Annotated in this window: 16 protein-coding genes; 12 read left to right on the top strand and 4 right to left on the bottom strand. The window is 46.7% G+C overall.

Annotated features, from left to right (window positions below):
• Positions 1–27 precede the first annotated feature (27 nt).
• The 7 genes from dnaK (at position 28) to AC4OGX_RS04745 (ending at position 10,099) form a co-directional block, all read left to right on the top strand.
• Complete coding sequence (gene dnaK / locus AC4OGX_RS04775) at positions 28–1,896, top strand: molecular chaperone DnaK (RefSeq protein ID WP_493328804.1); 1,869 nt, start codon at positions 28–30, stop codon at positions 1,894–1,896.
• 131 nt (positions 1,897–2,027) lie between these two features.
• The gene (dnaJ, locus tag AC4OGX_RS04770) at positions 2,028–3,227 is read left to right on the top strand and encodes a molecular chaperone DnaJ (RefSeq protein ID WP_493328802.1); all 1,200 of its coding nucleotides are present in this window, start codon (positions 2,028–2,030) and stop codon (positions 3,225–3,227) included.
• A gap of 719 nt (positions 3,228–3,946) precedes the next feature.
• Positions 3,947–4,609, top strand: a complete 663-nt coding sequence (locus tag AC4OGX_RS04765; RefSeq protein ID WP_493328801.1) for a response regulator transcription factor — start codon at positions 3,947–3,949, stop codon at positions 4,607–4,609.
• 4 nt (positions 4,610–4,613) lie between these two features.
• Positions 4,614–5,525, top strand: coding sequence for a sensor histidine kinase (locus tag AC4OGX_RS04760; RefSeq protein WP_493328800.1), 912 nt, complete (start codon positions 4,614–4,616; stop codon positions 5,523–5,525).
• Positions 5,526–5,590: 65 nt separating this feature from the next.
• The gene (locus AC4OGX_RS04755; RefSeq protein ID WP_493328799.1) at positions 5,591–6,265 is read left to right on the top strand and encodes an ABC transporter ATP-binding protein; all 675 of its coding nucleotides are present in this window, start codon (positions 5,591–5,593) and stop codon (positions 6,263–6,265) included.
• Between the two features lie 3 nt (positions 6,266–6,268).
• Positions 6,269–9,142: an ABC transporter permease gene (locus tag AC4OGX_RS04750; protein WP_493328798.1), complete on the top strand. Its 2,874-nt coding sequence runs from the start codon at positions 6,269–6,271 to the stop codon at positions 9,140–9,142.
• A 147-nt stretch (positions 9,143–9,289) separates the two neighbouring features.
• Entirely contained in the window at positions 9,290–10,099 is an 810-nt protein-coding gene (locus AC4OGX_RS04745; protein ID WP_493328797.1) for a DUF5808 domain-containing protein, read from the top strand.
• Positions 10,100–10,291: 192 nt separating this feature from the next.
• On the opposite strand, the gene AC4OGX_RS04740 is transcribed toward AC4OGX_RS04745, so the two are convergent.
• The gene (locus tag AC4OGX_RS04740) at positions 10,292–10,630 is read right to left on the bottom strand and encodes a LysR family transcriptional regulator (RefSeq protein WP_493328795.1); all 339 of its coding nucleotides are present in this window, start codon (positions 10,628–10,630) and stop codon (positions 10,292–10,294) included.
• Between the two features lie 120 nt (positions 10,631–10,750).
• On the opposite strand from AC4OGX_RS04740, the gene AC4OGX_RS04735 reads away from it, so the two are divergent.
• The gene (locus AC4OGX_RS04735; RefSeq protein ID WP_493328794.1) at positions 10,751–12,340 is read left to right on the top strand and encodes a carboxylesterase family protein; all 1,590 of its coding nucleotides are present in this window, start codon (positions 10,751–10,753) and stop codon (positions 12,338–12,340) included.
• A 310-nt stretch (positions 12,341–12,650) separates the two neighbouring features.
• On the opposite strand, the gene glgX is transcribed toward AC4OGX_RS04735, so the two are convergent.
• The 3 genes from glgX to AC4OGX_RS04720 all read right to left on the bottom strand — a co-directional run bounded on the left by glgX (position 12,651) and on the right by AC4OGX_RS04720 (position 16,598).
• Entirely contained in the window at positions 12,651–14,777 is a 2,127-nt protein-coding gene (glgX, locus tag AC4OGX_RS04730) for a glycogen debranching protein GlgX (RefSeq protein ID WP_493328793.1), read from the bottom strand.
• Between the two features lie 142 nt (positions 14,778–14,919).
• On the bottom strand, positions 14,920–15,543 hold the full coding sequence (locus tag AC4OGX_RS04725; protein ID WP_493328792.1) for a response regulator: 624 nt from the start codon (positions 15,541–15,543) through the stop codon (positions 14,920–14,922).
• A 23-nt stretch (positions 15,544–15,566) separates the two neighbouring features.
• Positions 15,567–16,598: a sensor histidine kinase gene (locus AC4OGX_RS04720; protein WP_493328791.1), complete on the bottom strand. Its 1,032-nt coding sequence runs from the start codon at positions 16,596–16,598 to the stop codon at positions 15,567–15,569.
• Positions 16,599–16,993: 395 nt separating this feature from the next.
• Between AC4OGX_RS04720 and AC4OGX_RS04715 the strand changes: the two genes are divergently transcribed.
• The 4 genes from AC4OGX_RS04715 to AC4OGX_RS04700 all read left to right on the top strand — a co-directional run bounded on the left by AC4OGX_RS04715 (position 16,994) and on the right by AC4OGX_RS04700 (position 21,737).
• Positions 16,994–17,923, top strand: coding sequence for an ABC transporter ATP-binding protein (locus AC4OGX_RS04715; RefSeq protein ID WP_493328789.1), 930 nt, complete (start codon positions 16,994–16,996; stop codon positions 17,921–17,923).
• Positions 17,924–17,933: 10 nt separating this feature from the next.
• The gene (locus tag AC4OGX_RS04710) at positions 17,934–19,064 is read left to right on the top strand and encodes an ABC transporter permease (protein WP_493328788.1); all 1,131 of its coding nucleotides are present in this window, start codon (positions 17,934–17,936) and stop codon (positions 19,062–19,064) included.
• The gene (locus tag AC4OGX_RS04705; RefSeq protein ID WP_493328787.1) at positions 19,051–20,202 is read left to right on the top strand and encodes an ABC transporter permease; all 1,152 of its coding nucleotides are present in this window, start codon (positions 19,051–19,053) and stop codon (positions 20,200–20,202) included. The genes AC4OGX_RS04710 and AC4OGX_RS04705 overlap by 14 nt, the downstream gene beginning before the upstream one ends.
• 143 nt (positions 20,203–20,345) lie before the next feature.
• Positions 20,346–21,737, top strand: coding sequence for an MATE family efflux transporter (locus AC4OGX_RS04700; protein WP_493328786.1), 1,392 nt, complete (start codon positions 20,346–20,348; stop codon positions 21,735–21,737).
• The last annotated feature ends 25 nt before the right edge of the window (positions 21,738–21,762 follow it).

The raw sequence follows: 21,762 nt of genomic DNA, 5'->3' as shown, positions 1-21,762 counted from the left end.
GAGAAAATAATTCAGGAGGAAATGATCATGGGCAAAATCATTGGTATTGATTTAGGTACAACAAATAGCTGTGTAGCAGTTATGGAAGGCGGACAGCCGGCAGTTATCGCGAATACAGAAGGAGCAAGAACAACTCCGTCAGTCGTAGCATTTACAAAGACAGGGGAGCGTCTGGTAGGTGAGCCTGCAAAACGTCAGGCAGTAACAAATGCAGACAAGACAATCTCTTCCATCAAGAGAGAGATGGGTTCTGATTATAAGGTAACAATCGACGACAAGAAGTATTCTCCACAGGAGATTTCTGCAATGATCCTTCAGAAGCTGAAAGCAGATGCAGAAGGATACTTGGGAGAGAAGGTTACAGAGGCAGTTATCACAGTTCCGGCTTATTTCAACGATGCTCAGCGTCAGGCTACAAAGGATGCTGGTAAGATCGCAGGTCTGGATGTAAAACGTATCATTAACGAGCCTACGGCAGCAGCTCTGGCTTATGGACTGGATAACGAAAAAGAGCAGAAGATCATGGTTTACGACTTAGGTGGAGGTACATTCGACGTTTCCATCATCGAGATCGGTGACGGAGTTATCGAAGTATTATCTACAGCAGGTAACAACAGACTTGGTGGAGATGACTTTGACCAGAAGATCACAGACTACATGTTAGCAGACTTCAAGGCAAAAGAAGGTGTTGACCTGTCTACAGATAAGATGGCTCTCCAGAGATTAAAAGAAGCAGCTGAGAAAGCAAAGAAAGAGCTTTCTTCTGCAACAACAACAAACATCAACCTTCCGTTCATCACAGCAACAGCTGAGGGACCGAAGCATTTCGATATGAACCTGACAAGAGCAAAATTCGATGAATTAACTCATGATCTGGTTGAGAAGACAGCAGAGCCAGTCAGACGTGCACTTTCCGACGCAGGAATCGCTGCATCTGAATTAGGCCAGGTACTGTTAGTAGGTGGATCTACACGTATCCCGGCTGTTCAGGAGGAAGTAAAACGCCTGACAGGAAAAGAACCAAGCAAATCCTTAAACCCGGATGAATGTGTTGCACTTGGTGCTTCCGTACAGGGTGGTAAGTTAGCAGGAGATGCAGGCGCAGGCGACATCCTTCTTCTGGATGTTACACCACTGTCACTTTCTATCGAGACTATGGGCGGTGTTGCAACAAGACTGATCGAGAGAAATACAACGATCCCGACCAAGAAGAGCCAGATCTTCTCAACAGCAGCAGACAACCAGACAGCCGTAGATATCAACGTTGTACAGGGTGAGAGACAGTTCGCAAGAGACAACAAGTCCCTCGGACAGTTCAGACTGGATGGAATTCCGCCGGCTCCACGTGGAATCCCGCAGATCGAAGTTACATTCGATATCGATGCAAACGGTATTGTTAATGTTTCCGCAAAAGACCTCGGAACAGGGAAAGAGCAGCACATCACGATTACAGCAGGCTCCAACATGTCTGATGATGACATCGACAAGGCTGTAAGAGAAGCAGCTGAATTCGAGGCTCAGGATAAGAAACGTAAAGAAGCGATCGACACAAGAAACGAAGCAGACGCTATGGTATTCCAGACAGAGAAGGCAATCAAAGAGGTTGGCGACAAGCTGGATGCAACAGATAAAGCAGCAGTTGAGGCTGACTGCCAGGAATTAAAAGATATCCTTGCAAAATCAGCTCCGGAAGAGACGACAGAGGCTCAGGTTGCTGAGATCAAAGCAGCAAAAGACAAACTGATGGAAAGTGCTCAGAAACTTTTCACCAAGATGTATGAGCAGGCTGGTGCAGCAGGAGCAGGCCCGCAGGCAGGCCCGGCACCTGAAGCAGGTCCGGCACCGGAAGGATTCACAGGTGACGACGTAGTGGACGGAGATTACAAAGAAGTCTAAGATGTCCGTAAGGATGTGCCAAAAAAATGGCGGCACATTCATGAAAAAGGGTTCTACGAGGCCGCGAAAAGCGGTTTCGTAGAATTTCTTTGTACCAAATCATAAGCAGACAGATGAAAGGGTAGAGTGTTATGGCAGAGTCAAAAAGAGATTATTACGAGGTGCTTGGCGTAGGCAGGGATGCTGACGATGCAGCGATCAAAAAAGCATACCGTGTCTTGGCGAAAAAGTACCATCCGGATATGAATCCGGGCGATGCCGAGGCTGAGAAGAAGTTCAAAGAGGCATCCGAAGCGTATGCAGTACTTAGCGACCCTGAAAAACGCCGCCAGTATGACCAGTTTGGACACGCAGCATTTGAGGGTGGAGCAGGCGGAGCCGGAGGCTTCGGCGGATTCGACTTCAGCGGTGCTGATTTCAGTGATATATTTGGAGATATTTTCGGAGATTTATTCGGCGGAGGCGGCAGAAGAGGCGGCCGTGCTAACAATGGTCCGATGAAGGGCGCCAATATACGCAAGAGCATCAGGATCACATTCGAAGAGGCAGTCTTTGGATGTGAGAAAGAGATGGAGGTCGTTTTAAAAGACCCATGTACTACATGTAACGGAACGGGAGCAAAACCGGGAACATCACCTGAGACCTGTCCGAAGTGCGGAGGTAAGGGACAGGTGGTCTACACATCCCAGTCCTTCTTCGGTACCGTACAGAATGTTCAGACTTGTCCGAACTGCGGCGGCTCAGGAAAGGTGATCAAGGAAAAATGTTCCTCCTGTTCAGGAACTGGATTTACATCAAGCAAGAAGCGGATCCAGGTATCCATTCCGGCAGGTATTGACAACGGCCAGAGTGTAAGGATCCGTGAGAAAGGTGAGCCGGGAGTCAACGGCGGACCAAGAGGAGACTTGCTGGTAGAGGTGAACGTATCCAGACATCCGATCTTCCAGAGACAGGATATGCATATCTTCTCAACTGTGCCGATCACATTTGCACAGGCAGCATTAGGCGGAGATGTGAGAATTCCGACAGTGGACGGAGATGTCATCTATACCGTAAAAGCCGGGACAAAGACAGATACAAAAGTACGCCTGAAAGGAAAAGGTGTACCTTCCTTAAGAAATGCACAGGTGCGCGGAGACCACTATGTAACACTGGTGATCCAGACACCGGACAAATTAAGTCCGGAGGCAAAAGAAGCGCTGCGTGAGTTCGACAGACTGTCAGGGAATTCTCTGAATCAGGATGTAAGTACAGGAAACAGCAGCGGGAAATCCGGTAAAGGGAAGAAAAAAGGGTTCATGGATAAGATGAAAGAGGCCTTTGACGAGTAATAGAATTGTGAAAATAAAGAGTGTACCGTCCCTGAAATGAATAGACGGTACACTCTTTTTGTATACTAATATCTTTTATAGATATCACCTCGATTGCCTGCATCTACGACACATATAATTAAATTGCCATTATCTATAGATAATGCGATATGTGCCTACACGTAACAGATTATATCCTTGGTATCCTTGTAATGGTTTGGTGTCACCATTCGGTAGATTATAGATTGCTTTATAGATTAAAGTCCTTTTGTCTTTTGGCTGTTTTAGAATAAACTTTTGGGCTTTTTTATCAATATCAATTTTGTAAGTCATTGATTGTCAGTCCTGCCTCTCTTAAAGCATCCTCAAAAGGAATGGTATCATGCTCAGATTCGTTTAGATATTGCTCTGCTAAACGCTCACAGGACATGTCGTCCTCTATCTCATCATGTAAAAGGTGAGTGTAAAGTCTATGAAATTAACAAGTTATGTTTTTAAAAATACTTACAAAAAACCATTGATAAATATAACCCAAAAGGTTATGGTTAAAACAAGTCAAAGATACGCAAACAAAGCCGCATCGTAGATACAGTATACAAAAGAAAATATTCAGATGATAAAATAGACGACAAATTGCTGCCAATTAATAATAGAATAATGCATTTAAGAGGAGTTTTTTGAAAGTGCAAAAAACCAGGCATTGAAAAAAAGAAGCAGCTATAAAATTCAGGGAGACGATTATGACAGTGGCAATTATTGAGGATGACAGATTATTAAACCAGGCGTTAGATATTGCCCTGAGGAAAGAGGGCTATCGCACGCTGTGTTTGTATACAAAGGAGGAGGCGCAGCACGCAGTGAGTGACAGTGCTGATCTTCTTCTCATTGATATCGGGCTTCCCGACGGGGACGGCATCGGGCTGTACCGGGAAGTAAGACAAAAGTGGAAGATCCCGGCCATCTTCCTGACTGCGAGGGACGAAGAAGAGGATATACTGGCAGCTTTTGATGAAGGGGCGGAGGATTATGTCGTAAAGCCGTTTTCTATGAAAGTGCTGCTCAAGCGGGTTGAGACAGTATTGAGAAGAAGCAGTGAAGACCGAAAAGTTACTTTCCGGGATATTGTATTATACATCGACAGAAAGCAGGCATTGATAGAGGGACAGCCGATCGGACTGACCTCCAGGGAATACCAGCTGCTGGAATATCTGATGATGAATCAGGGACGGGTGCTGACCAAAGAAAATATTCTGGAAAAAATCTGGGGAGTGGACGGGCAGTTTGTGGTGGACAATGCAGTAAGTGTCACGATCAACCGTCTGAGAAAGAAGCTTGGGACAGAATCAGGAAAACCGGAATACATTAAGAATGTATTTGGATTGGGATACCGGATGGGAGAGTAAGCACATGAATTTCGAGATGCTGGTAGTCGTTATGATCAGTCTGTCTGCCGGGGCAGGGATGATGTTTTTTAGACAAAGGAGCTGCAGGAAAAGGGAACTAAAACGGCTTGAAAAGCTTACATACGATATTTTGAATGAGCGCCGGATCCAGGCAGGGGCAGTGGGCGAAGAGACACTGTATGGGAAGATAGAATATCAACTGATGCGGGTGCAGGAGATGCTGGTGGGAAGAAAAGAGGAGGCAGAAAAGAGCCGTGACCAGATACAGAAACTGATCTCGGAGATCGCCCATCAGATGAGGACGCCGCTGACGAATATGGAGACCTATCTGGGATTTATGAAGGACGAGCCGGAGGAAGTAACACCGGAATATGTGGCGGCACTTAAACAAAGCGAGGAGAAGCTGCACTTTCTGGTTGAAAGCTTTATCAAGATGTCCCGTCTGGAGCAGCACATCATTCAGATACATAAAGAAGAAATCGACATGCTGCAGACTGTGCGAAACGTGTTAGGACAGATCCAGGGCAATGCAGAGAAAAAAGAGATTCAGTTTGACATTGCATTTCCCGAAAAAGCGGTCTGCGCCCATGATGCCAACTGGCTTGGAGAGGCGCTTTACAATATCTTAGAGAATGCAGTAAAGTATAGTGAAAATGGCGGGAGAGTAGAGGTGACCGTCTCGGAGAATGAAATGTTTATGAAGATCCGGGTGAGAGACTATGGGCTTGGTATCAGTGAGGGCGAAGAAAACAAGATTTTCCAGAGATTTTACCGGGGAAGGCTTGTTACCACACAGGCAGGATTCGGAATCGGTCTGTACCTTGCAAGAGAGATCGTAAGCCTCCACGGCGGGTTTCTGACAGCCAGGAGGATGAAACAGGGATTATTGATGGAAATCAGGATTCCGGTTTGTTAGAAGTTTGTTAGATTTCTGCCTTACACTAAGTGTATCAACGTAAAAACAAAAGGAGAACACACTTTATGGAGATGTTAAGGGCAGCAGGTCTGAAAAAATATTATATCACGGACACCTACGAGGTTCATGCACTGGACGGGGTGTCTTTTTCAATTGAGGACGGAGAATTTGTAGCAGTCATCGGGACATCGGGCAGCGGAAAAACGACCCTGCTTAATATGCTGGGCGGTCTGGACATCCCTACAGAAGGGGGCGTCTGGATCCGAGGGAATAGTCTGAAAGACATGGAACCCGAGGAGCGGACGATTTTTCGCAGGCGCAGCATCGGTTTTGTGTTTCAACAGTATAATCTTGTTCCTGTGCTTAGTGTATACGAGAATATTGTTCTGCCGTTGCGGCTGGACGGGGCGGAAATTGATGAAACGCTGCTGGACGAAATTACAGAGCTTCTGGGAATCCGTGATAAGCTGGAGCGTTTACCGGAGACTCTATCAGGAGGTCAGCAGCAGAGAGCGGCGATCGCCAGGGCACTTATGGTAAAACCAGCCATTCTTCTGGCGGATGAACCCACAGGAAACCTGGATTCCGCGACCAGTATGGATGTAGTCGGACTTTTAAAGTCCTGCGCTGCAAGATTTCATCAGACAGTTATCGTGGTCACACATCAGGAAGAGATCGCGCAGATGGCAGACCGCATCATCCGGCTGGAAGACGGGCGGATCGCCGGGCAGGAGGGGTAAATCATGGCAGGAAAAGGAGTTACCCCAAACAACAACCATTTTGTAATAAAAATGCTTTCCAAAGAATTTGCGAAAAGCAATAAAGGCAGGAACCGAATCCTTTTGGGAGCAGTGATTTTGTGTATTGTTACGCTGACGGTGGTGTTCGGTATTTCTTATGGAAAGGTGCAGGCAGAGTGCACAAAAGCAGCCAGGGCGGCGGGCACAACCGCGTCTGTAAGTATTCAGGATGCGGATGCGTCCCAGTATGCGGTCGTAAAGGGGCTTGATTTTGTAAAGCAGGCGGGAAGACACGTAAGCGTGGGCGAGGCAGAGGCAGAAGGAAAGCCTGTCTGCAGGATAAAATGGCTGGATGAACAGGCGTGGGAAAATCTGATAAAGCCTGCCTATACCGGAATTCATGGGGAATATCCCAGAAAAGAGCAGGAGATCATGCTTTCCAGGAGAACGCTGAGAGCCCTGAAAATTGACCAACCGAAAAAGGGGATGATGATCAGCCTTGAAGTATCGGTGGGGATTTTTAGGACCAAACAGGAGAAGTTTCGGTTAAGCGGATGGTATACAGATTACATGGATGAGACCTCCGGTCCTGCCCCGGGCTATGTTTCCGATGCAAAGCTTATGAACTGGGGGTTTTGGCCGGATGAAAGTGCAGATATTTTAATCCGTCAGTCCGATAAGATGGACTGGCAGGAGACAGAAGAAAAATTGTACAGTAAGGTGCCGATGAAGAGCTTGGGCCAGCGGATTTCAGCATCTAATACCTATGCCTATGATGCGGTCAGCCAGCTGGCGGGAGGGTATGGGATGGCGGTACTGGGGGCCGTTGTGGTCTTAAGCGGCATGTTCTTTCTGCTTTATAATGTGATGCAGATCTCAATGGCAGGAGATGTGCGGCAGATGGGGCTTTTGAACACCCTCGGGACAACGAGAAAACAGATCCGTAAGATCTATTATGGACAGATTGTAAGGATACTGATTCCGGGAGTGTCAGTCGGTGTATGTTTGTCCTCTGGCATTTTAGTGGCGCTTCTCCCACGGATTCTGGGGACACAATACCTGAACGGATATGGCGGAGCAAAAGAACTTGTGATTTTCCGTCCTGAGATTCTGGCTGCTTCCGTGGTATTTGTGAGTCTGCTGACGATGGGGGTGGCGGCAGGAGTTGTTTACCGTGTGGTCAATGCATCCTGTGTAGAAAGCATGCATTATACGGGGGTGACGGCCGGGAAGAAACTGCAAAAGGTAAGACCGGGAAAGAGAAAAAAGAGAGGTGCCGGCCTGGAACTGTGGTATATGGCGTGGCAGAATCTGCTCAGATACCGGGGACGTTTTCTTGTGACGGTACTGTCTCTGTTTCTCGGAGCGGAGGCGTTTCTTGGAGTGATCGTGGTTACTTCAGGAAGCGATTATACACATGTGATAGAGAAAAGGCCGGATTTTCTGATTGCCGGACAGTTTGGCAATTTTGGGCAGGAGATGGGATATGGCAGTGAGTATAAGTCACGGGATGCCGGCGAGGACCCCATGAAGACCGAAGGGGATGCATTTGTGTTACTGTATGGAAATGACTATGATGAATTTTCACCGATTTCTTCCGATGTTAGGACAAAATTATTAAATCTGGATGGTGTGGATCAGGAGAAGTCTTATATCATGGAAGGCGGGTATATGATTTCTACGATATCCCGGAAAGGCATCCGGCCTATGCAGAGTGAGGATACAGAGTCTCAAAGTGAGGATACGGATTCTCAAAGCGGGAGTGCAGAGTTCCAAAGTGAGGACACAGGGGCTCAAAATGAGCACCTGGAAGAAAAAGAGGGCGTTGGTTTTGGCTATGATTCTGGGTTTGGAATGGTGGAGGGGTTCAATGAAGATGTGATCCAGATTTTGAGCCGGGAAGAAATTAAGGATCTGAAGAAATATGTGGAGGCGAAAAAACTTCCGGTAGATATAAAAAGCCTGGAGCAGGGAACAGGCGTTATGATCCTTCATGACCATAAAATGACGCCGGCACAGGAAAAGCTGGCACAGGAGAGTGTGGGGGAACCGGTGTATTTTACCAGCCTTATGTCGAAGCAGGAGAAGATTAGGTGGAACCAGATGACAGCCGGGGAAAGAGAATCAGCAGTAGAAAGAGGAGAGGGAAGAGGGAAGCAATCGGAAACTTTTCAGATCAGCGGTTACCTGGATAACCAGGCAGACGGATTTCCCCATATCCGTCAGACATGGCACGGATCAGAGGGCGATCTTTACTATCTGATCAGCAGGGAAGGCTTTGAGAAGCTTCCGACAGAAAAGAAGACTCTTTATATGGAGCTGAATGTGGAGAAAGAAAAAGAGCCCAAAATCAAACGTGAGATACAGAAGATTGTTTCTCTGGAAAATATGAGCCGGGCGCAGGATAGCGGGACAGATGTGGATGCCGGAACCGGAGAGGCGGGAATTTTCTATATCAGTAAATCGGATCTGCATTCCGAGGCAGCTGCTTATATACGCGGCACCCGGCTGATTTTGGGCAGTATCAGTGCAGTACTTCTATTTGCCGGACTTACGAATTATTTTAATGTTGTGATCACCGGGATCTTGGCGCGGAAAAAAGAGCTGGAAGTGATGTATAGCATTGGAATGACAAAAAAGCAGATGTGGAACATGTTTTTGGCTGAGGGAGGCTTTTACTGCGGACTTTTGGGACTTCTGACGCTGACTGCAGGAAGTTGGATCCTGCAGTGGATTTCTTTCTATATGGAGAAAAAGCTTTCCTACTTTGAGTTTCATAATCCGGTTGGATGGGGGCTTGTGCTGTTTGGCGGGTTTGTGGTAATCTGCCTGGCGGGGACTGAGGCTGCGGTACGCAGCAGGGAGAAATGCAGGTGATGATTCGCTGCTGAATCTGCAATACACATGAAAGGGTACCGCTAAAACTAGATTGTTGACAAAATAGTAAAAAAGTGGAATAATTTTTTCAGGAGTTCCAGAATTTATTGTAAAAGGTACAGTGCCATAAGTTAGGAAGTGATATAAATGCTTTTAATTCTCGATAGTGTAATTCTATTAGAAAGTGTTATGTTTGGAATATTCAGTTCAGATCATCGTAAGAAGAATAGGCTGTTTTTATTGGGAGTTTTTATTGCAGGAATCCTTTCTTTGGCTGGAGTAATGCATAATAATGTGTTGATCTGGGGGATGTTTATTGCAGGGCATATTATTTTGCTTGCGATATATTTAATAAGTTATTATCATGAAATAACGAATCATGTTGATCAACAAGATCTAAAAACGTTATTAAGGAAGTATGTAAAAATACCAACTTGTTTTTACTTATTATTGATTATAGCTGTTTCATATGCTCTATTAGCGGAAACGAACTCTGGCGATTTTGTTTCTGTTACAATCATATTGATTCTAGTTTTTGCAGCGGGAATTTATAATTTTGTGGAAAATAAGATTATTAATAATTTGTCCGATGAACAGATTAAGAAAATAGAACCACAAGATTTAAGACAATATATATATAGAAAGAATGCTCTTGTGGGTATATATTCTATTATTTTTTCTATATCGGTAGGCATATTTTATATTTGTATGTTCGATTCCATGAATGAAAATACAGTTGTATTAATATTCTTCTTAGAACTTATAATAAATATGACCATTTATGGGGTATGTTACCATAAAGTAAAGGGCAAATTCATGGCAGAAGATCAATATCCCAAGTGGCAGTTAATGGTCCCTAAAAGAGTTGGTGTAGGATATACATTCAATTTTAATTGTCCTTTTACTTACATTATATTAGGGATCGTAGTTGTAGTAATCATAATATCGCTTTTATAATCTATAAATGTAGAGGTGAAAGGCCAGGAGAATTTTTTGAGGAATTAGATAATACCTAGAATAGTGGTAAGAAGGACTGATTTAGTAATTCTTGACAGGCGTAGCAGTTTCGATAGCTGCTACGCTATTTTTGTGGACAGCGTTATTATTTATATAGTTTTAAAACTATATAAACATAGAAAAATATATATTTTACATTATATCAAAACACCTATCCGGCAGCAAAAAGGAAGCTGCTTCTACACAGAAGGAGACCTGGCGCGAGGGATTCTTTGACAGGCTGGCCAGTTCCGACTTGGCATCTGTGATGGCCCCCAGGATCATATCCGTATACTTTAAGAAAATCTTCCCGCTTTCATTCAGCCGGATCTGTTTTCCGATGCGGTCAAATAAAGGGGTGCCTAATTCCGTTTCCAGGCGTTTGATCGTCTGGCTGAGTGATGGCTGGGCGATATGCAGTTCCCGGGCGGCAGCAGAGATCTGCTGGCAGCGGGCAGTGGCCTGAAAATAGTAGAGCTGAAGCAGTTCCATGATAACTCCTTTCTGGAAACAGTAATGAGATCTATAAGACAGTATATCGGATAACTGATATCAGCGCAATACAGTTACAATAATAGGTTCAAATAAAGGAAAAAGTGGAGGAAAAAGGAAATGACAAACTCAGAGAACGTGGCACCTGGCAGTATGAAAAGAGAAGCAAAAATCTGCAGAGTAAAAATGAAAAGCGGAATTCTGCGGGGAACCTGTGAGGAGGGATACTTATGTTTCCGTGGGATCCCTTATGGGCATGCAGAGCGTTTCAAAGCACCGGAAACAGCGATATGGGACAAAGAGCTTGATTGTACTGTATTTGGGAAAAAAGCGATCCAGGTTTATGATATCCCAAGACCATGGATAAAGGAGCTGCCAAAGCGTGAGGAATTTAGCGAGGACTGCCTGAACCTGAATATTTATGTTCCATCCCAGGAACCGGCGGATATACCAGAAAGCGGTCTTCCTGTGCTGGTAGAGATTCACGGCGGCTCCTTTCAGAATGGCAGCAATCAGGGGCACTCACCACAGAGGGTGATCCGGGATCATTCGTTTATCTATGTGGCGATTAATTACCGGCTTGGCGCTCTTGGATTTTTACCTTTGGAGGGGATGCTCGGGGAAGAGTATAGGGGCAGCGGCAACTGTGGGATACTGGATCAGCTGTGTGCACTCAAATGGATTCATGAAAATATAGAAGCCTTCGGCGGGAATCCGGGCAAAGTAACATTACTGGGAAGTTCAGCCGGAGCAAAATCAATTGGTGCGCTGATGATGATGATCGATAAAACCAATGATTACGTGGATCAGGTGATCTTATCCAGTGGTGCTTCACAAAGTATCCGAAGCATGGACACGGGTACAAAAACTACACAGAAGTTCTTGGAAACGGCAGCAGAAGTTTTGGGATATCCGGTAATGGCAGTGGATTTGTTGACATTACCAGCAGATGACATCCTGCGAGTGCAGAAGCAGTTTGTGGACTGTCAGGGGAATACCTGCATGTTTGGTCCTGTAGCAGATGGGTTTGTACTGCCTGAAAATTGGGAAGCTTTTGCACAGGAAGGGACACTGTGGTCCGGCAATGCCATGATCGGCAGCAGCCGGAATGAGCTGTGGTTTATGGAAATGATGAATCCTCTGCTCTATCAGAGTGCAGAGGCCGAGGCCAGGGGGCTGTTCGGATGTAATGCACCTCTGGCGGTATCTGCGTATGAGAAATTGACAGCATGTGAGAGAGAAAAAAGTGGATGCGAACCAACAGTTGAGTTTAAAAATCGAACCTGGGTCAGAGTTTTTTCGGATTATATGTACCGGATGTACAGCTATAGACTGGCTGCACGGCTGAGTGAAAAGGGCTGTAAGGTATGGCAGTATAGTGTTGAATTTCCGCCTGCAATGCATTGCTTCGATCAGACGCTGGCCTTTGAGGATCCCTCCATGATTTTTATGGGGAATAAGGATGGCCTGGAGACGGCAGAGGCTGTAGGGAAAGCGATCTATGAGAGCTTTGCCGGATTCGTCGAGTATGGAGCACCCAATGGTAAGCCTAAGGATAGCTGTGAAGAGATCCCGGAATGGCTTATGGAATGGCAGCCGCTGTCTGATGAAAAGGCCTGCCAGATGTCCTGGGATAAAAACAGCAGAGTGGTGGAGATACCTGAGGATGATGTGCTGGAAGGATTCCCGGAGGGGGTGTACAGGCTGTAGTCAGTACAAAGTTCATGTAACGCCGGACGAAAAGATTAATCATTCCCCTGTTTCCTGCAATTCCTGTAACATGATTTGCTCAATCTTCATTACGTCCGGCTGCGTTGAGGTAAAATGCACCGCTCTATGCAGCAAATTATAGACTACCCGCTATAATTTTCAGTCTCTGCTTTATCTCCTTAGAAAATAAGTCTCCTGCCTTTTAGGACAAGAGACCTACAAACTTTTTCACGGCCTATTTATGATTCGCATGGGCGGAAGCGAACTACGTTTCCGCGGTCTATTTCTATTTCGCATGACCGGGAGCAGACTACTTTTCAAGATGGCTGCCCAACCCTGCCACAAACACAATCACCGACCGTCCCCCCAGCAGTACGCTTCCGTCCGCCCTAGGCATCCTGCCTTCTGCAAAGGTAGTATGCCGGGGATCTCCGGTATTCACCGCAATATACCATTCCCTTCCTTTTGGGAGCTTTGGCAGCGCCAGATCCAGCGCTCTCCAGTAAGGATTCACCGCCACATACACCACATCATCCTTTTTCTTTTCCAGGTCATAGCCTGCAAACATAACGCAGACAGTCCTGGATTCCGGATCTGTATCCAGTGTCCATGGCATCAGCCCGTGAACGCTTGTATGAGGAAAACCATAAGTACTTCCTTCCAGATCTTTCCGTATGACATCATGTTCCTTGCGGAATGCGATCATATACCGGAAAAATTCGAACAACTCTTTGTTTTTCTCAAGCAGGCTCCAGTCCAGCCAGGAGATCTCGTTATCCTGACAATACGGATTGTTATTGCCAAACCGGGTATCTCCAAATTCATCTCCGGAAAGAAACATCGGGGTCCCCCGGCTGCACATCAGGACAGCGCAGGCGTTCATCATCATCCGAAGCCGCAGCGAAAGCACATCAGGGTTGTCTGTCTCCCCTTCCACACCGCAGTTCCAGCTGTTATTGTCGTCGGAACCGTCTGTATTATTCCATCCGTTCGCCTCGTTGTGCTTCTCATTGTAGGAATAGAGGTCATTTAAGGTAAAACCATCATGACAGGTCAGAAAATTGACGGAGGCGCTTAAGCCTCTGGAATCGGGATCATAAAGATCCGGGGATCCCAGCATTCTCTGCGCGGCAGCCTGTGCAAGCCCGCCGTCCCCTTTTAGGAAACGTCTCATATCATCCCTGTATTTTCCGTTCCATTCGGCCCAGCGGCGCCAGGAGGGGAAGGAACCGACCTGATAGAGTCCCCCGGCATCCCAGGCCTCGGCGATCAATTTGACTGTACCAAGGATCGGGTCAAAGGCAAGACTCCTTAATAGAGGCGGCTGGTTCATAGGGGAGCCGTCCTCATTTCGTCCCAGAATGGAGGCAAGGTCGAAGCGGAAGCCATCCACCCGGTAATCCGTCACCCAGTAGCGCAGGCAGTCCAGGATCAGCTGCTGAACCACAGGGTGATTGCAGTTCAGTGTATTGCCGCAGCCGCTGAAATTGTAATAATAGCCATCCGGGGTGAGCATATAGTAAATGTTGTTATCAAATCCTTTGAAACAGAAGCTAGGTCCTAATTCATTGCCCTCGGCAGTATGATTGAACACCACATCCAGGATGACATCGATCCCGTTGTCGTGAAGCGCCTTGATCAGTTCCTTTAATTCCCGTCCTTCCCGGTTATATTCGATGGAGGAGGCATAGCTGGTATTGGGGGCAAAAAAGCAGACGGAATTGTATCCCCAGTAATCCAGAAGCATTTGGTCATTGACCATTCTGACATCCCGCATCTCATCAAATTCAAAGACCGGCATCAGTTCCACGGCGTTGATCCCTAACTTTTTCAGATAAGGAATCTTATCATTGAGTCCCAGGAATGTGCCGGGACAGCAGACATCGGCGGAGTCATCCCTTGTAAAACCACGCACATGGGTTTCATAAATGATCAGATCCTCCATGGGAATCTGCGGCTGCGCTTCCAGACCCCAGTCGAAATTATTGCGGACCACTCTGGCACGGTAGCCGTGCTCACAGCAGTTTGTGACGCCCCAGCGGCTCTGCCCCGTCACGGCTCTTGCATAGGGGTCGAGGAGAATCTTGGACTTATCGAAACGAAGCCCCCTTTTCTCATCGTAAGGGCCGTCCAAACGGTAGGCGTATTCGAATTCTTCAATGTCCAGGCCGAATACGATCATGGAATAGACGAAGCCGATCTTATAATTGTCCGGAAACCGAAGTGCCGCGAATGGTTCTTCTGCCATGCGGTGGAAGAGCAGCAGCTCGCAGGATGTGGCGCCGTGTGACTGGATCGTAAAATTCACCCCGCCGGGGATAATCGTTGCACCGAAATTATTGAAAAATCCGGGACGGACCTGAAAGCCTTCTATGGTATCTAAAGGTTTTAACTGGTCAGTGGGGACAAGAGACAGGTCAGTAGCATGTACAGTCATAGAAACATCCTTTCTTCTGCAGAACAGTTTGTGATGATGCAGAACGTTCTGAAATCAAAGTTACTATTTACAGTCAGATAGAAGCAGTAACAAAGAAAATAGTGACAAATAAAGTAGTGACAAATAAGATGGTACCGTTCGGTCAGGACTTATGCTGGTAATAGAATACGGCCACCTGAGTCCGGTCCCGCAGGTTCAGTTTTTCTAAGATAGAACTCAAGTAATTCCGCACGGTTCCCTCACTTAAATAGAGCCGGGAGGCGATTTCTTTGTTGCTCATCCCTTCTGCGATCAGTTCGATGATCTCCAGTTCCCTGTCGTGGATGTCATAGTCCTCATAGCAGAAGGCAGGTGTTTTCTGCAGCAGAGAGGGGATCTTCGATACGATCTCATTGCCAAATACGGTCTGCCCTGAGAACACGGCGCGGATGGCAGGAACGATATTCTGGTAATCCTGTTTCAGCAGATACCCCTTTGCCCCAAGCTTTAGAGCCTTGATAATATATTCATCATCCGAAAATGTGGTCAGCAGAAGGATCCGCGCATCCGGGAATTCTTTCAGGATCTGGGCAGAAGCATCCAGCCCGCTCATTTCCTTCATGCGGATATCCATAAGCAGTACATCCGGCCGGAACCTGCGGTACAGAGAAACCGCCTCGGTCCCGTCGCTGCCGCATGCCGGGACATGAAAATCCTTCTGTGCCTCCAGGATCGTTTTCAGCGCTCCTGCCACCAGGAAATCATCGTCTACGATTAATATGTTCATAATAACACTCCTTTAAAGAAAATTTATGAAGAACGCTCCTTTGGGATCGTAATAAAGATCCGAAAGCCATTTTGTGTCTGGATCTGGATATTGCCTTTCAGGGTATACACCCGTTCCTTCATATTGATCAGACCGATCCCCTGGTCCGTCAGGTCTGTGCCTGTTCCGTTATCTTCGATACAAAGCTGGTATAGGGCAGGATGCTCCCTCATGACCAGACGCACCTGTGAGGCATGGCTGTGTTTGATGATATTGGAAAGAGCCTCTTTCGTGATACTGATAAAACTGTATTTGATGTCTCTGGGAATTTCCCGGTCCATATCATACTGAAAGAAAACAGAACAGAATGTAAAATCTTTTAGAAGTCCTCTGATGGCCTCCTCTAAGTTTATGGCTTCATCGTGAAGGTCATGCACACTGCTTCGGATGCTGTCCATCGCAGAATTCAAGGTGGACTCCAGGGTATTCAAAGAATCAGAGAGCCCAGGCGCCTGATTCACTGCCTTCAAGGCTCCCACCATTAAGATGGAGCGGGAGAGAAGGTGCCCCACATTATCATGGATCTCCCGTGCGATCCGGTTGCGTTCCTTTAAGGTTGCCGTATAGATCTCATAATCCTGTTTCTCTAAAAGTGCGTGGTTCTTCTCCGTGAGAAGCAGGTTTAATTCCCTGCTGTCATCACGGGTGTGCCTGTATAATGAATCCAGCTGTTCATAACTTCTTGTTCCCCATTCCAGATAATAGGCCAGCGCGATCCCAAACAGGCTGAGACACAATGGAAATATATCTGTGGTTCTGATCCAGAAGAAATAGAGGCTTACACAGCCCCCTGCCAGAACAGCGAAGTATGCATTTCTGCGAAAAAGTACATATGAAACAGCAGGGAAAAAATACAGGAATGCCGGATCGAACCAGGCAGCGGCCAGAAAAAGAAGTGTATAGATAAGGATAAAAGGGCGGCTGTCTATAAAATAGTCCATACAGCATAAAATCAGTGCAGTCAAAAGAGCCAGTACAAAGTAAAAATCTGCACTGACAGAAAAAAGTGTAAACAAACAAAAGACAAATAACAGGCAAGAATCCTTCATACTTCTCATGGAATACTCCTTCATGCCGACCAGTAAGGTATACTTATTGGACTACTAATGTCCAATAAGGTATAAATAAGTTACCACCAGTATACCACAAATGCTAAGCTCGTAAAACACCTCGCTAAGGATTTGGGTATATGTCTTACTAAAGTGCGGAAATACCGCACTAAGTGCGAACATTATACCACAAATGCTAAGCTCGTAAAACACCTTGTGTCTGATTCGATTACTAATGTGACATTTGTCATGTGCATGTTATGACGGATGACACTACTATCCCTCATGAGATTCCTTTATACTATGAGTATAGAAAAGCGGTCACGGCAATACATAGGGATCGGAATATAGGAGGAATGAACATGATTAAGATAGAGAATCTGGTTAAGAGCTATGGCAGTCTTGTGGCACTCGATCATCTGAATCTGGATATAAAGGAGGGTGAGATCTTTGGTCTGCTGGGACCTAACGGCTCAGGGAAAACAACCGCGATCAGCTGTATGCTGGCACTCTTGAAATATGAGAAGGGCACCATAGAGATCATGGGGGAGAAGATGACCCCGGACAATTATAAGATCAAGCAGCAGATCGGGATCGTGCTGCAAAATGTGGCAGTGTTTGATGAGCTGACAGTCTACGAAAATATCGACTATTTCTGCGGGCTGTACGTGAAAGAGAAAGCACGAAGAAAGGAACTGGTAGAGGAAGCCATCCGGTTTGTCGGTCTGGAAGAGTATGTGAAGATGCGGCCAAAGAAGCTGTCGGGAGGCCTGCTTCGAAGGCTCAATATCGCCTGTGGGATCGCACACAAACCCCGGCTGATCATCCTGGATGAGCCGACGGTTGCAGTAGATCCTCAGAGCAGAAACCGGATCCTGGAGGGGATCAAGGAGCTGAACAGACAGGGCTCTACCATTATTTACACCTCACATTATATGGAAGAGGTAGAGCAGATCTGCACCCGGATTGCCATCATGGATCACGGCAGGAGTATTGCAGTGGGAACCAAAGAAGAGTTAAAGAGTATGATCAAGACGGGCGAGACAGTTACCATAGAGGCGGTCGTGCTGGAAGAGGAACACATCCAGGCAGTCAGGAAGCTTCCACATGTGTTTGATGTGAAATACGAGTCACAGATCCTGACGGTCCGCTGTACCGGGGCAAAGCACAATCTGGTCAGGATCCTGAATTATCTGCAGGACGAGAATATTTCTTTCGGAAGAGTCTTCTCGGAGCTGCCGACGCTAAATGATGTTTTCCTGGAGATCACAGGAAAAGAGCTGAGGGATTAGGAGGGAGCATATGTTACATTTAATGAAATATGACGTGAAAGTAAAGCTTAGGAATTTCAATGAGATCTTCTGGCCTTTGATATTTCCTTTGATCCTGGGCACATTTTTCTATCTGTCATTCGGAAAAGTAGAGGAAGCTGATTTCGAGACCGTGCCGGCGGCAGTTGTGGTCTCACAGGAGGAAGGGGCAGATGAGACGTTTCTGGAATTCCTGGATGGAGTAGAGTCGGACGATACAAAATTGATCGAGACCCGTAAGATGAAAGAGAAGGATGCCCTTGAGGCTTTGAAAGAGAAGAAGATAGCCGGGATCTTTTATGCAGGGGAGAACCCGTCGTTGAGTGTGGGCGGTGTGGGATTTAAGGAGAGTATTCTGCAGTCTCTTCTGGAAAGCTACGAGGATGCAAAGAAGACGATGGAAACGATCGCGGCAGAGCATCCACAGGGGCTTATGGCGGCTGCTAAGCAGATGGAAAGTTATCAGGAGCTGGTGAAGCAGGTTTCTCTCGGAGGAAAGACGACGAACGGCAATGCCTCCTTTTTCTACGCGCTGATCGCAATGGCCTGCATGTACGGCTGTTTTATCGGATTTGGCTCCGCTATGGCGCTGCAGGCGAACCTGACGGCCCTGGCGGCAAGAAGATGTGTGACACCGACTCATAAGATGAAACTGATCCTTTCGGAAATGCTGACGGCATTTGGGCTTCATTTTATGAATGTGGTGATCCTGATCTTATATCTGCGTTACGGCCTTCACATGGAGTTCACCGGGCAGATGCCGCAGATGCTGCTTGTGTCCTTTGTGGGCTGCATGATCGGGGTATCCATGGGTCTTTTTATCAGCAGTCTGGGAAGGATGGGGGAAGGAATCAAGACTGCCATTCTTCTGGGAGTCTCTATGATCTGCAGTTTCCTGGCGGGCCTGATGAATGGAAATATGAAAGATATCGTGGAGCGAAACTTACCGATCATCAACCGGATCAATCCGGCGGCACTGATTTCGGACGCATTTTACTGTATCAATGTCTATGATGATCCGGCACGGTATACGCGGAATCTGGTAACACTGGTCATCTTTTCGGTGATATTGACGGCAGGCTCATTTTTGGTAGTCAGGAGGGAACGTTATGACAGTATTTAAAGGCTATCTTAAGATCATAAAACAAAACAGACCCATCATCCTCTTATATATGGTCATCTTTTTTCTCATTACGCTGATGATCCAGGCAGCTACAAAGCAGAGCTTAAGCGGCGCTTATCAGGCGGAGAGCGTGAAGATCGGGTTTGTGGATGAGGATGGCGGCAGCCTGGCACAGGGACTTAAGGAGTATCTGGGAAAGTACCATCAGGTGATTCCTATGGAGAATCACAAAGAAGAGCTGCAGGAAAATCTGTTTTATGGGAATATACAGTATATTGTGAAGATTCCTGCCGGATTTGAAGAAAAATGTCTCAGGCAGGATGAAAAGCTGTCGGTGACCAAGATCCCGGGGTCCTATACAAGCTTTTATGTTGACCAGCAGATCAACAGCTTTCTAAACAGCGCGAAAACCTATGATGCTGCAGGTTATACGCTTGAAGAGACAGTGAAAGCCGTCAATCAAAAGCAGGAAGTCAAAGTCACCATGCTGGATGAAAGCGGCAATGCGGGAGTTTTTCCCGGATACAGCTCTTACTACCGCTTTATCCCGTATATGATGATCAATATTTTATGTTATGTGTTGGGAAATATCCTGTCTGCGTTCCATAAGGAGGATATCCGCAAAAGAATGCAGGCAAGCGCTGTTTCAGTACAGCGGCAGAATCTGGAAGCCCTGCTGGCAGCATTTTTGTTCGGCGTTGTCCTCTGGGGGATCAGTGTTGCAGGCTCGTTCCTGCTGTACGGGAAAGAATTCATGAATAGTGAAGGAATCCTGTATTATATCCTGAATGCCTTTATTATGCTGATCGTAGCGCTGGCAATGTCCTATCTGGTGGGGATGCTGACGAGTAATATCAATGCGTTAAACGGAGTTGTCAATACCCTTTCTCTTGGAATGGGATTTCTGTGCGGCGTATTCGTTCCTATGGAAATGCTGGGAAAGGGCGTTAAGACGGTGGCCCAGTTCTTTCCGGTGTACTGGTACGAGAAGATCAACGATCTGCTGGCCGGGTTTGGAACGGTCACCGGAAGTATCCGGACGGAGATCTTCCAGGCGTATGCCATTCAGCTGGTGTTTGCGGCGGCGATCCTGTGTGTGGCAATGGTCGTGGGAAAGAGAAGGCAGCTGGGAAATTAACCGGAATTTAGAAAATTTTGTCCTGTACCTTTTGGTAAATTTATGGTAAACTTCTTGTAGAAAAGATGTTCTCTGTCATATGCGGAGGACATCTTTTCTAGTGCGTATCTGAATGCAGAATAAGGAAAGGTTATGGATAGGAAATGTTTGGAAAAAACAGGGTACATAAAACGAATGAATTAGACATCAACTGGGGAAAATTTTATAAAAGTGTATTTGCTTTAGTGATCCCCATGGCGCTGCAGAACCTGATCAATGTGGGAGTGACTGCGGCGGATGTTATTATGCTGGGAAAGGTGGGGGAGACGGCGCTCTCCGGTGCATCCCTTGCAGGGCAGGTCCAGTATATCATGGTTCTCTTTTTATTCGGGCTGACCTCCGGTGCGACGGTGCTGACGGCCCAGTATTGGGGAAAAGGAGACAAAAAGGCGATCGAGAAGATCCTGGCGCTGGGAATGAAAGCGGCGATTGCTGTCACAGCTGTATTTACGATTGCGGCACTGGTGATTCCAGGGGTGCTGATGAAAATTTTTACGAATGACCCGGCTGTCATTGCGCAGGGAATCCTGTATCTTCGAATCGTAGCATTTTCTTATGTGCTGATGGGAATTACACAGGTATATTTGTACGTGATGCGGAGCGTGGAACGGGTGGTCGTGGCAACGGTGGTGTATCTGGTGTCTCTGATCGTCAATGTGATCTTAAACGCCATCTTTATTTTCGGCCTCCTGGGATGCCCGGCTATGGGAATACAGGGCGCGGCACTGGGAACTCTCGCTGCCAGGTTCGTGGAATTGATCCTGGTCTTTGGATATGCAAGGCTGTTTAATAAAGATATTAAGTTCAGGATCGGATATTTCCTGAGATCGGATAAGCCGCTTATGCAGGATTTTCTGCGTTATGCACTGCCGGTTGTGATGAATGAGGTCATGTGGGGGCTTGGGACGGCAGCAAATACGGCGATCCTGGGACATATGGGAAGTGCGGCTGTAGCTGCAAACTCCGTGGCACAGGTGGCAAGACAGCTGGCAACCGTGGTCGCCTTTGGACTGTCCAGCGCTACCGCGATCTATCTGGGAAAGACCATCGGGGAAAAGAAATTCGAACATGCAAAGGCATATGCCCGTCATTTTTTCATCCTCAGTGTTGTGATGGGGGCCATCGGCGGTGTGCTGATCCTGATCGCATCTCCGATCGCAACATCATTTTTGTCACTGACGGATGCGGCAAAGGAATATCTGCGTTTTATGTTCTTTGTAATGTCTTATTTTGTAGTTGCACAGGCGTATAACACGACCATGATCGTAGGCGTGTTCCGTTCCGGCGGTGATACCCGTTTTGGTCTCATACTGGATGTTTCAACCATGTGGGGCGGATCCATCCTCTGCGGGTGGATCGCGGCGTTTGTATTCAAATGCAGCGTCCCGGTTGTCTATATGATCCTCATGTGCGATGAATTACTGAAAGTACCGGTCAGCGCAATCCGGTATCGAAGCTATAAGTGGATCAAAGATATTACGCGTGAAATGGAGTAAAGCAGGATAATCGTTGCTTTTATCC

The sequence above is a fragment of the Faecalicatena sp. genome, from assembly GCF_058819085.1.
The sequence above is the reverse complement of the archived record's forward strand: the minus strand, read 5'-3'. Positions and strand labels throughout refer to the sequence as shown.

Excerpts from the sequence above, each read along its gene's own strand:
- dnaK (WP_493328804.1), top strand. The coding sequence starts at position 28 with ATGGGCAAAATCATTGGTATTGATTTAGGTACAACAAATAGCTGTGTA.
- dnaJ (WP_493328802.1), top strand. The coding sequence starts at position 2,028 with ATGGCAGAGTCAAAAAGAGATTATTACGAGGTGCTTGGCGTAGGCAGG.
- AC4OGX_RS04765 (WP_493328801.1), top strand. The coding sequence starts at position 3,947 with ATGACAGTGGCAATTATTGAGGATGACAGATTATTAAACCAGGCGTTA.
- AC4OGX_RS04760 (WP_493328800.1), top strand. The coding sequence starts at position 4,614 with ATGAATTTCGAGATGCTGGTAGTCGTTATGATCAGTCTGTCTGCCGGG.
- AC4OGX_RS04755 (WP_493328799.1), top strand. The coding sequence starts at position 5,591 with ATGGAGATGTTAAGGGCAGCAGGTCTGAAAAAATATTATATCACGGAC.
- AC4OGX_RS04750 (WP_493328798.1), top strand. The coding sequence starts at position 6,269 with ATGGCAGGAAAAGGAGTTACCCCAAACAACAACCATTTTGTAATAAAA.
- AC4OGX_RS04745 (WP_493328797.1), top strand. The coding sequence starts at position 9,290 with ATGCTTTTAATTCTCGATAGTGTAATTCTATTAGAAAGTGTTATGTTT.
- AC4OGX_RS04740 (WP_493328795.1), bottom strand. The coding sequence starts at position 10,630 with ATGGAACTGCTTCAGCTCTACTATTTTCAGGCCACTGCCCGCTGCCAG.
- AC4OGX_RS04735 (WP_493328794.1), top strand. The coding sequence starts at position 10,751 with ATGACAAACTCAGAGAACGTGGCACCTGGCAGTATGAAAAGAGAAGCA.
- glgX (WP_493328793.1), bottom strand. The coding sequence starts at position 14,777 with ATGACTGTACATGCTACTGACCTGTCTCTTGTCCCCACTGACCAGTTA.
- AC4OGX_RS04725 (WP_493328792.1), bottom strand. The coding sequence starts at position 15,543 with ATGAACATATTAATCGTAGACGATGATTTCCTGGTGGCAGGAGCGCTG.
- AC4OGX_RS04715 (WP_493328789.1), top strand. The coding sequence starts at position 16,994 with ATGATTAAGATAGAGAATCTGGTTAAGAGCTATGGCAGTCTTGTGGCA.
- AC4OGX_RS04710 (WP_493328788.1), top strand. The coding sequence starts at position 17,934 with ATGTTACATTTAATGAAATATGACGTGAAAGTAAAGCTTAGGAATTTC.
- AC4OGX_RS04705 (WP_493328787.1), top strand. The coding sequence starts at position 19,051 with ATGACAGTATTTAAAGGCTATCTTAAGATCATAAAACAAAACAGACCC.
- AC4OGX_RS04700 (WP_493328786.1), top strand. The coding sequence starts at position 20,346 with ATGTTTGGAAAAAACAGGGTACATAAAACGAATGAATTAGACATCAAC.